This is a genomic window from Micromonospora parastrephiae, assembly GCF_016802865.1.
Lineage (GTDB): Bacteria > Actinomycetota > Actinomycetes > Mycobacteriales > Micromonosporaceae > Micromonospora > Micromonospora parastrephiae.
In genome coordinates this window covers 1-9,103 of the sequence record NZ_JAEVHM010000206.1, presented here as the reverse complement: position 1 = coordinate 9,103, position 9,103 = coordinate 1, and the positions used below count along the sequence as shown (strand labels likewise).

At 72.3% G+C, this 9,103-nt stretch carries 7 protein-coding genes, 3 pseudogenes and 1 riboswitch; of the genes and pseudogenes, 5 read left to right on the top strand and 5 right to left on the bottom strand.

The window, feature by feature from the left end; translation table 11 throughout:
• Nucleotides 1-10 precede the first annotated feature (10 nt).
• Complete coding sequence (locus JNW91_RS26785) at nt 11-1,447, bottom strand: glycine hydroxymethyltransferase (protein WP_203178171.1); 1,437 nt, start codon at nt 1,445-1,447, stop codon at nt 11-13.
• 19 nt (nt 1,448-1,466) lie between these two features.
• Nucleotides 1,467-1,556, bottom strand: a riboswitch (ZMP/ZTP riboswitch).
• A 145-nt stretch (nt 1,557-1,701) separates the two neighbouring features.
• Between JNW91_RS26785 and JNW91_RS26780 the strand changes: the two genes are divergently transcribed.
• Nucleotides 1,702-2,508 (top strand): SDR family NAD(P)-dependent oxidoreductase, encoded by an 807-nt coding sequence (locus JNW91_RS26780; RefSeq protein WP_203178169.1) that lies wholly within the window; start codon nt 1,702-1,704, stop codon nt 2,506-2,508.
• Between the two features lie 77 nt (nt 2,509-2,585).
• Here JNW91_RS26780 and JNW91_RS26775 read toward each other — a convergent pair whose 3' ends face one another.
• The 3 genes from JNW91_RS26775 to JNW91_RS26765 form a co-directional block, all read right to left on the bottom strand.
• On the bottom strand, nt 2,586-3,086 hold the full coding sequence (locus JNW91_RS26775) for a hemerythrin domain-containing protein (protein WP_203178168.1): 501 nt from the start codon (nt 3,084-3,086) through the stop codon (nt 2,586-2,588).
• Between the two features lie 80 nt (nt 3,087-3,166).
• Nucleotides 3,167-4,036: an NAD(P)H-hydrate dehydratase gene (locus JNW91_RS26770; protein ID WP_203178166.1), complete on the bottom strand. Its 870-nt coding sequence runs from the start codon at nt 4,034-4,036 to the stop codon at nt 3,167-3,169.
• Nucleotides 4,020-4,751 carry a histidine phosphatase family protein gene (locus JNW91_RS26765; RefSeq protein WP_203178165.1) on the bottom strand — a complete coding sequence of 244 codons (732 nt, stop codon included), beginning with the start codon at nt 4,749-4,751 and terminating at the stop codon, nt 4,020-4,022. The genes JNW91_RS26770 and JNW91_RS26765 overlap by 17 nt, the downstream gene beginning before the upstream one ends.
• Nucleotides 4,752-4,902: 151 nt before the next feature.
• Here JNW91_RS26765 and JNW91_RS26760 point away from each other — a divergent pair, with 151 nt between their 5' ends.
• Nucleotides 4,903-5,874 (top strand): DNA polymerase domain-containing protein, encoded by a 972-nt coding sequence (locus JNW91_RS26760; RefSeq protein ID WP_203178163.1) that lies wholly within the window; start codon nt 4,903-4,905, stop codon nt 5,872-5,874.
• Nucleotides 5,875-5,934: 60 nt separating this feature from the next.
• Here the strand turns inward: JNW91_RS26760 and JNW91_RS26755 are convergent, their stop codons facing one another.
• Nucleotides 5,935-6,441, bottom strand: coding sequence for an Lrp/AsnC family transcriptional regulator (locus JNW91_RS26755; protein ID WP_309244495.1), 507 nt, complete (start codon nt 6,439-6,441; stop codon nt 5,935-5,937).
• A 105-nt stretch (nt 6,442-6,546) separates the two neighbouring features.
• On the opposite strand from JNW91_RS26755, the pseudogene pdhA reads away from it, so the two are divergent.
• The 3 pseudogenes from pdhA to JNW91_RS26740 form a co-directional block, all read left to right on the top strand.
• Nucleotides 6,547-7,712, top strand: a pseudogene (gene pdhA / locus JNW91_RS26750) (pyruvate dehydrogenase (acetyl-transferring) E1 component subunit alpha).
• A pseudogene (locus tag JNW91_RS26745) lies at nt 7,709-8,724 on the top strand (alpha-ketoacid dehydrogenase subunit beta). Before pdhA ends, JNW91_RS26745 begins: the two co-directional pseudogenes overlap by 4 nt.
• A pseudogene (locus JNW91_RS26740) lies at nt 8,721-9,014 on the top strand (biotin/lipoyl-containing protein); the annotation flags it as partial. The pseudogenes JNW91_RS26745 and JNW91_RS26740, both read left to right, overlap by 4 nt.
• Between the last annotated feature and the right edge of the window lie 89 nt (nt 9,015-9,103).

Sequence of the window (9,103 nt, the reverse complement as noted above, 5' to 3'; positions counted from 1 at the left end):
GTTGGGGGTTTCAGGTTAGGTTGATGGCGGGGTAGAGGGGGTGGGGGGCCAGCAGGTCGGTGGCCTGGCGGGCGATCTTGTCGGCCAGGGACGGGTCCAGCGCGTACTTGGCCTTGGACGGGGTGCCGTCGCTGTTGGCGGCTGCCGTGGTCTGGGTGAGCACCGTGTGGATCAGCTCCGCGGTCTGGTCCATCTCGGCGGTGCCCAGGCCCCGGGTGGTCAGCGCCGGCGTGCCGATCCGGATGCCGGAGGTGTACCAGGCGCCGTTCGGGTCCTGCGGGACCGAGTTGCGGTTGGTGACGATGCCCGAGTCGAGCAGCGCCTGCTCGGCCTGCCGGCCGGTGAGCCCGTAGCCGGACACGTCGATGAGCACCAGGTGGTTGTCGGTGCCACCGGTGACCAGCGTCGCGCCCCGGCTCAGCAGCCCTTCGGCGAGGGCCTGCGCGTTGTCCACGATCCGCTGCGCGTAGTCGGCGAAGTCGGGACGGCGGGCCTCCGCGAGCGCGACCGCCTTCGCGGCCATCACGTGCGGCAGCGGACCACCGAGCACCATCGGACAGCCCCGGTCCACCTGGTCGGCCAGCTCCGGCTGGCAGAGCACCATGCCGCCGCGCGGGCCGCGCAACGACTTGTGCGTGGTGGTGGTGACGATGTGCGCGTGCGGCACCGGGTCGAAGTCGCCGGTGAACACCTTGCCCGCCACCAGGCCGGCGAAGTGCGCCATGTCGACCATGAAGGTGGCGCCGACCGAGTCGGCGATCTCCCGCAGGATCCGGAAGTTCACCTTGCGCGGGTACGCCGAGTAGCCGCCGACGAGGATCAGCGGCTTGAACTCGCGGGCCGCCTCGGCCACCCGGTCGTAGTCGATCAGGCCGGTCGCCGGGTCGGTGCCGTAGCTGCGCTGGTCGAACATCTTGCCGGAGATGTTCGGCCGGAAGCCGTGGGTGAGGTGACCGCCGGCGTCCAGCGACATGCCGAGCATCCGCTGGTTGCCCAGCTCGCGGCGCAGCGCGAACCAGTCCGCCTCGGTGAGGTCGTTGACCTGGCGCACCTGCGCCTTCTTCAGCGCGGGGGACTCCACCCGGTCGGCGAGCACGGCCCAGAAGGCGACCAGGTTCGCGTCGATGCCCGAGTGTGGCTGCACGTAGGCGTGCGCGGCGCCGAACAGCTCGCGGGCGTGCTCGGCGGCGAGCGCCTCGACGGTGTCGACGTTCTGGCAGCCGGCGTAGAAGCGACGCCCGACGGTGCCCTCGGCGTACTTGTCACTGAACCAGTTGCCCATCGCGAGCAGCGTCGCCGGGGAGGCGTAGTTCTCGCTGGCGATGAGCTTGAGCGACTCCCGTTGGTCGGTCAGCTCGGCGCCGATGGCGTCGGCCACCCGCGGCTCGACAGCCCGGATCACCTCGAGGGCGCTCCGGAATGCGGTGGACTCGGCGTTGCGCGACATGCGACCTCCTACAGACGTGCGGGAAGGCCCAGGCGCTCGGCAAACGTCCTCGTGACGGGGCCGCTCCCCGATGGTTGTCCATCCCCACGCGCCAGTAACGGCCCGTGCCGATCCTACCGGGCCGATCGGGGCGGCCCCGGGCGACCTCTGGACGCGGCCCGCCGAGGTGGTTGGGCGGCCCGCCGCGGGGCACTCGTAGGTGTCCGCCGTACCGCTGCGGTGCGGCCAGCGTCCGCACAAGAGGAGTCGACATCATGACCACACCCACCTCCGACCGGCCACTCGCCGTCGTGACCGGGGCGTCCAGCGGGATCGGGTACGAGCTGGCGGCGCAGTTCGCCGAGCACGGCTTCGACCTGGTCATCGTCGCCGAGGACGACGGCATCGACGCGGCGGCACAGAAGCTGCGCCGCGACGGCGGCCCGCAGGTCCGGTCGGTCCGCGTCGACCTGGCCCGCGAGCAGGGCGTGGAGGACCTGGTGGCCGCCGTCGCGGCGACCGGGCGTCCGCTGGATGCGCTGGCGCTCAACGCCGGTCGGGGCGCCGGTGGCGCCTTCGTCGGCGGCACCGACCTGGATGACGAACTGGAGATCGTCGACCTCAACGTGCGCTCGACCGTGCACCTGGCGAAGCGGCTGCTGCCCGGGATGGTCGAGCGGGGCGCGGGCCGGGTGCTCTTCACCTCGTCGATCGCGTCCACCATGCCGGGGCCGTTCCAGGCGGTCTACAACGCGTCGAAGTCGTTCGTGCAGTCCTTCGCCGAGGCGCTGCGCAACGAGTTGAAGGACACCGGCGTCACGGTGACCGCGCTGATGCCGGGCCCGACCGACACCGCGTTCTTCGAGCGGGCCGAGATGGAGGACACCCGGGTGGGCTCCGGCAAGAAGGACGACCCGGCCGAGGTCGCCGCGCAGGGCTTCGCCGCGATGATGAAGGGTGACCAGACGGTCACCGCGGGTTCGCTGATGAACAAGGTGCAGACCGCCGCCGGGAAGGTCATCCCGGACAAGCTCAAGTCCGAGCAGCACCGCCGGATGGCCGAGCCGGGCTCGGGCGACTGACCGCGGTCCGCGCGGGAAGCGGTGCACGACGAGGGGCCCGGCATCGCGCCGGGCCCCTCGGTGTACGCGGGGGTGACTCAGGCGGTCACCGCGTCGATCGCCTTCTTGATCGCCTTCGGGGCGGTGGGGGTACGCGGCGCGTCCGCGCGCAACGCGATCATCTTCTCGCCGATCTCCTGGAGCTGCTTACGCCCCAGCGCCTCGCGCACCTTGGGGAACCACTCTTCCTCTTCCTCCTCGACGTGGTGCGTGACGTTCTCGATCAGCACGGTCGTCTTGGCGTTGAAGCGCTCGTCGTCGGCGTCCATGCTGGCCAGTTCGGCGCAGAGTACGTCGGCGACGTGGTGTTCCTCGTACGACTCGAGGATGTCGTCCTCCAGGTCGGGCAGCAGCCGGCGGACCTCCGGGTACATCACCTCGTTCTCCAGATAGGTGTGCACCGTCAGGGCCTCCAGGATCTGGTCCACCAGCTTCTGCCGCTGGCTCGCCGGCCCCTCCTCGGCGTCCTGGAAGGCCTTGAACAGGCGGCGCATTTCCTTGTGGTCCTCTTTGAGCAGGACGATGGCATCGGTCGACACCGGCATGACCTCCCTGAATTCTCGTCTGTGTGTTTCCGGTACCCCGGCGGTGAGTTAGCGAAACAGGAGAAAACGCCCGATCAGACCATGGCCAGGGTGCGGGGGATCTCGTCGAGCAGTTCCCGGGCCAGGAAGCCGATCCGGCCGTAGCGGGGGATCAACCGCTGGCCGCTCACCGCGTGCGCGAACGAACCCCAGCAGGCCGCCTGCGCCGGGTCCGCGCCCCGGGAGAGCAGCCCGGCCAGCAACCCCGCGAGCACGTCGCCGCTGCCGGAGGTGCCCAGCCCCGCATCGCCGCTCTCCTCGCGCCACCCCCGCCCGTCCGGGGTGGCCACATGCCCGTACAGCGACACGACCGCCTCGTACCGGGCGGCCAGCTCGGCCGCCTCGGCGTCCAGGTCGTCGCCCGGGTCGCGGCCGAGCAGGTGCCCCGCCTCGGTCACGTTGGGAGTGAGCACCACGGGCCGACCCGAGCCGACCAGCAGACCCGGGTCGTGGCTGAGGGCGCCGAGGGCGTACGCGTCGAGCACCAGCGAGGTCTGCGGCCGGGCGGCGTCCAGGACCAGGCCCAGCAGGCGGTTCGTCTCGTCGATCGCCTTCAGGCCGGGGCCGAGGGCCACCACGTCGGCCTGTGCGACCAGCTCGCCGAGCTGCCCGTCCCGGTCCGCGGCGACCGCGCCGTCGGGCGTCTCCGGCAGACCGACGACCAGTGCCTCGGGGACCTCGATGCTCAGCGTGGCGGCGGTGGACTCGGCGGCGGCGAGCTGGAGCACCCCGGCGCCGGCGCGCAGCGCGGCCACCCCGGCGAGCAGCACCGCACCGGGGGTGAAGCGGGAACCGCCGACCACCAGCACGGTGCCCCGGCTCTCCTTGCCGCCGGTCGGCACCGGCAGCGCCCAGTCCCGCAGCAGCCCCGGCGTGATCACCTTCACCTCAGACCGGCTCGGCATGGATCTCGTCCTCCCTGGTCGCCTCGGCGCCCTGCCGGCGCAGGTGGCCGACCTCGTTGAATCCGCCCAGCGTCAGCCGGCCCCGCGCGTCGACGGACCAGTCGGTGATCGAGCAGTTGGCGATCACGTGCTCGCGGGTCAGCGCCATCAGCTCCGGCTCGGTCAGCCCCTCCACCAGGTAGCGCAGCAGGAAGACCAGCGCGTCGTGGCCGAACAGCAGCACCCGCTGACCCTCGTGGTCGCGGCGCAGGTCGCCCAGAAGCGTCCGCAGTCGCAGTGCCACGTCGGTCCAGGACTCGCCGCCCGGCGGCCGGTAGTAGAACTTGCCCAGCCGCGTCCGGCGTTCGGCCTCGTCCGGGAACCGCTGTCGTACGCCGTGCCCGGTCAGGCCGTCGAGGATGCCCAGCTCCCGGTCGCGCAGCCGCTCGTCCCGGCTCACCGGCACCCCGGTGCCGCGCAGCGCCAACTCGGCCGTCGAGACCGCCCGCAGGTACGGCGACACCACCGCCACGTCCGGGCGGCGGTCCGGTGGCAGCCCGGCCAGCCACCGGCCGGTGGCCTGGGCCTGCTCCTCGCCGGTGGGGGAGAGCGGCACGTCGGCGTCCCGGTGGCTGAGCCCGATCAGCTCCTCGCCGGACGCCTCGGCCCGGCTCGCTGCCACGTTCGCGGTGCTCTCCCCGTGTCGGATGATCCAGAGCGTTGCCAGTTCCGCCATGCCGACCCCCTACCCGGGCGCCGCCGACGGTAACCGCGTACGCCCGCCGTGGTGTGCGCCACCGGGGTCGGCATCGTCCCTTCCATCGGGCTGCCCCTGATCCTGCCCGGCGTGCTGCTGATCACCTCACCGGCGTCGTACCCTCAGGGGCGTGGCCACGGCGGCGGAGGAAATCCAGGTGGGGGAGCGGCTGGTCCGCGTCTCCAGCCCCGACAAGCCGTACTTCCCGGAGCGCGGGCTGACCAAGCTGGACGTGGTGCGCTACTTCCTGGCGGTGGGCGACGGCATCCTGCGCGCGTTGCGGGACCGGCCCACCATGCTGGAACGCTGGCCGCGCGGCGTCTTCGAGGGCGCGACGATCGCCACCCGACAGACCAACCGGGGCGACGCCTTCTACCAGAAGCGGCTTCCGGCGGGCGCGCCCGATTGGGTGCGTACCGCGCACATCACCTTCCCCAGTGGCCGTACCGCCGACGAGGTCGCGCCGAGCGAGTTGGCCGTGGTGATCTGGGCGGCCAACCTGGGCACCCTGCGTTTCCACCCGTGGCCGGTCAGCGCCGCCGACGTGGAACGCCCCGACCAGCTGCGCATCGACCTGGACCCGATGCCCGGTGTCGGTTTCGAGCAGGTGGTGCCGGTGGCCCACGAGGTGCGGGCGTTCCTCGCCGAGCTGGGTCTGACCGGCTACCCGAAGACCACCGGCGGCCGGGGCCTGCACGTCTACCTGTCGATCGAGCCCCGGTGGAGCTTCGGCGAGTGCCGCCGGGCGGTGCTCGCGTTGGGCCGGGAGATGCAGCGCCGACTGCCCGACCTGGTCACCACCACCTGGTGGCGTGAGCAGCGGGACCGGCCGGTCTTCGTCGACTACAACCAGATGTCGCGCGACCACACGATGGCCTCGGCGTATTCCATCCGACCGACGCCCCGGGCGCTGGTGTCGGCGCCGCTGGACTGGGCGGAGCTGGACGACGCCCGGCCGGAGGACTTCGACGTGCTGTCCGTGCCGGCCCGCTTCGCCGAGCGCGGTGACCCGCACGCGGGCCTGGACGGCGACCGGCACTCGTTGGAGCCGCTGCTGGAGCTGGCCGACCGGGAGGGGCTGGAAGCCCCACCCGAACGGTGAGGGCCGGGCCGGCCCTCCGGACGGGTCGGCGGCCGGCGCTGGCCGGCGTCGTGTCATGACCTACTGCCAGGGGCTCTGCGTCCCGTCGAACTCCTCGAAGACCAGCCAGGACCGCGTCGACAGCACGCCGGCGATGCGCTGCACCCGGTCCAGCACCACGTACCGCAGGGTGGCGTTGTCCGGAGCCCGGACCAGGGCCAACACGTCGTGCTCGCCACTGAGGAGCGCGACGTGCTCGATGTAGCGCACCTGGGCCAGCTCCGCGGAGACCTCGCGCCAGGTGTTCTGCTCGATCGTCAACGCCATGTACGCCGAGGTGCCCAGCCCCGCCGCCTCGGGCGCCACCTGGGCCCGGAACCCGGTGATCACACCGTCGCGTAGCAACCGCTCCACCCGGGCGTACGCGTTGGTGCGGGAGATGTGGATCCGCTCGGCCAGGGTGCGCACGGAGGTCCGCCCGTCGCGGACCAGCTCGTCGAGGATTCGCCGGTCGACCTCGTCCAGGTGCTTGGCCGATCGTCCCGATCCGTTCGCCCGGCTCACCCCGTCTGCGGCCTCCTGGCTCACCGAATCGTCCTCAGCATGCCAATCGTCCCGCCTTCCTGGTGGATCTTGAGTCAATCATCCGACAGCGGAAGCATAGGCTCACCACACGTCCCAGGAGGTTCCGCCGTGACGACCACTCCCCAGGCGGTCCGCAGGGCATCCCCGCGTACCCGTCGGCGGCCACCCCGCCCGACCCGGCGCGCCCACTGCTCCCGGACGCCGAACCGGTCCGCCTGCTCGACCCGAGCGGCACGCCGCTGCCCGCCCGCACCGACTACCCGGAGCCGCCCGTCGAGGCGCTGCGCGAGCTGTACCGCCGGATGGTGCTCGGCCGCCGCTTCGACACCCAGGCGACCGCGCTGACCAAGCAGGGCCGGCTGGCCGTCTACCCGTCCTCCCGGGGCCAGGAGGCGTGCCAGGTGGCCGCGGTGCTCGCGGTCCGCGACACCGACTGGGTCTTCCCCACCTACCGTGAGTCGATGGCGCTGGTTGCCCGAGGCATCGACCCGGTCGAGGTGCTCACCCTGCTGCGCGGCGACTGGCACTGCGGCTACGACCCGACCGAGGTACGCACCGCGCCGCAGTGCACGCCCCTGGCCACCCAGTGCGTGCACGCCGCCGGGCTCGCGCACGGCGAGGCGTACCAGGGTCGCGACACGGTGGCGCTGGCCTTCATCGGCGACGGCGCGACCAGCGAGGGCGACTTCCACGAGGGGATCAACTTCGCCGCCGTGTTCAAGGCGCCGGTGGTCTACTTCGTGCAGAACAACCGGTACGCGATCAGCGTCCCGCTGTCGAGGCAGACCGCGGCGCCGTCGCTGGCCTACAAGGGCGTCGGCTACGGCGTACCCAGCGAGCAGGTCGACGGCAACGACCCGGTGGCGGTGCTCGCCGTGCTCACCCGCGCGGTCGCGCACGCCCGCGCCGGCAACGGACCGTTCCTCGTCGAGGCGCACACCTACCGGATGGAGCCGCACACCAACGCCGACGACGCCAGTCGCTACCGCGACGGCGCCGAGGTCGACGCCTGGCGCGACCGGGACCCGGTCGCCCGGCTGGAGACCTACCTGCGGGCCCGTGGTGTGCTCGACGACGCGGCGGTCGCCGAGATCGCCGAGCAGGCCGAGGCGTACGCCGCGGACCTGCGGACCCGGATGAACGAGCAGCCCACGGTCGACCCGCTGAGCCTCTTCGACCACGTGTACGCCGAACCCACCCCGCAACTTGTCGAGCAGCGTGAACAGGTCCGCGCCGAGTTGGCCGCCGCGAGTGACGAGGAAGGTGTCGCCTGATGGCCACCACCATGGCGAAGGCGCTGAACGCCGCGCTCGCCGACGCCCTCGCCGCCGACGAGCGGGTCGTCGTCTTCGGTGAGGACGTCGGCCAGCTCGGCGGCGTCTTCCGGATCACCGACGGCCTACAGGCCCGCTTCGGCGAGAACCGCTGCTTCGACACCCCCCTCGCCGAGGCCGGCATCGTCGGTTTCGCCGTCGGCCTGGCCATGTCCGGGCTGCGGCCGGTGGTCGAGATGCAGTTCGACGCGTTCGCGTACCCGGCGTTCGAGCAGATCGCCTCGCACGTCGCCAAGCTGCGCAACCGCACCCGGGGCGCGCTCAGCGTGCCCATCGTCATCCGGGTGCCGTACGCCGGCGGGATCGGCGGGGTGGAGCACCACTGCGACTCGTCCGAGGCGTACTACGCGCACACTCCGGGCCTGAAGGTGGTCACCCCGGCGACCGTGGCCGACGCGTACTCGCTGCTGCGCGAGGCGATCGACGACCCCGACCCGGTGGTCTTCATGGAGCCCAAGAAGCTCTACTTCGCCAGCGCCGACGCGCAGCTGCCGGCGCGTACCGAGCCGTTCGGCCGGGCGGTCGTACGCCGGCCCGGGCGTGACGCCACCCTGGTGGCGTACGGGCCGGCGTGCCGGTGGCGCTGGAGGCCGCCGAGGCCGCCCGCGAGGAGGGCTGGGACCTGGAGGTGGTCGACGTGCGCACGATCGTGCCGTTCGACGACGCCACCGTCACCGCCTCGGTCCGGCGCACCGGCCGGTGCGTGGTGATCCAGGAGGCGCCCGGTTTCGCGGGCGTCGGCGCGGAGATCGCCGCCCGGGTGCAGGAGCGCTGCTTCCACGCGCTGCACGCCCCGGTGCTGCGGGTCGCCGGGCTGGACATCCCGTACCCGGCGCCGATGCTGGAGCACACGCACCTGCCCGGGGTGGACCGGGTCCTCGACGCGGTGGCCCGCCTCCAGTGGGACGACCAGCCGGACCCGCGCTGGGCGGCGCAGGGCAGCGCGGCATGACCACCGTCGAGCGGACGCAGGTCTTCCTCCTGCCCGACCTGGGCGAGGGGCTGAGCGAAGCCGAGATCGTCGAGTGGCGGGTCGCCGTGGGCGACATCGTCACGGTCGACCAGAGCGTGGTCGAGGTGGAGACCGCCAAGGCCGTCGTCGACGTGCCCTGCCCGTACGCCGGCCGGGTCGTCACCCTGCACGGCGCGGCGGGTGAGGTACGCCCGGTCGGCCAGCCCCTGATCACGATCGCGCCGCTGGACGGCGGCGACGACGAGCCCGCCGGGCACGCCATACTACGTCGACCTCGCGGCCAATGTTCGAGAGTTCCAGCTTTGGGCTGAGCTGGCAGAACACGCAGCGACTCGAAATTTAGTCACGAGCTCCTTCC

Coding starts and splice junctions, on each gene's coding strand:
- JNW91_RS26780 (WP_203178169.1), top strand. CDS start 1,702: ATGACCACACCCACCTCCGACCGGCCACTCGCCGTCGTGACCGGGGCG.
- JNW91_RS26785 (WP_203178171.1), bottom strand. CDS start 1,447: ATGTCGCGCAACGCCGAGTCCACCGCATTCCGGAGCGCCCTCGAGGTG.
- JNW91_RS26765 (WP_203178165.1), bottom strand. CDS start 4,751: ATGGCGGAACTGGCAACGCTCTGGATCATCCGACACGGGGAGAGCACC.
- JNW91_RS26770 (WP_203178166.1), bottom strand. CDS start 4,036: ATGCCGAGCCGGTCTGAGGTGAAGGTGATCACGCCGGGGCTGCTGCGG.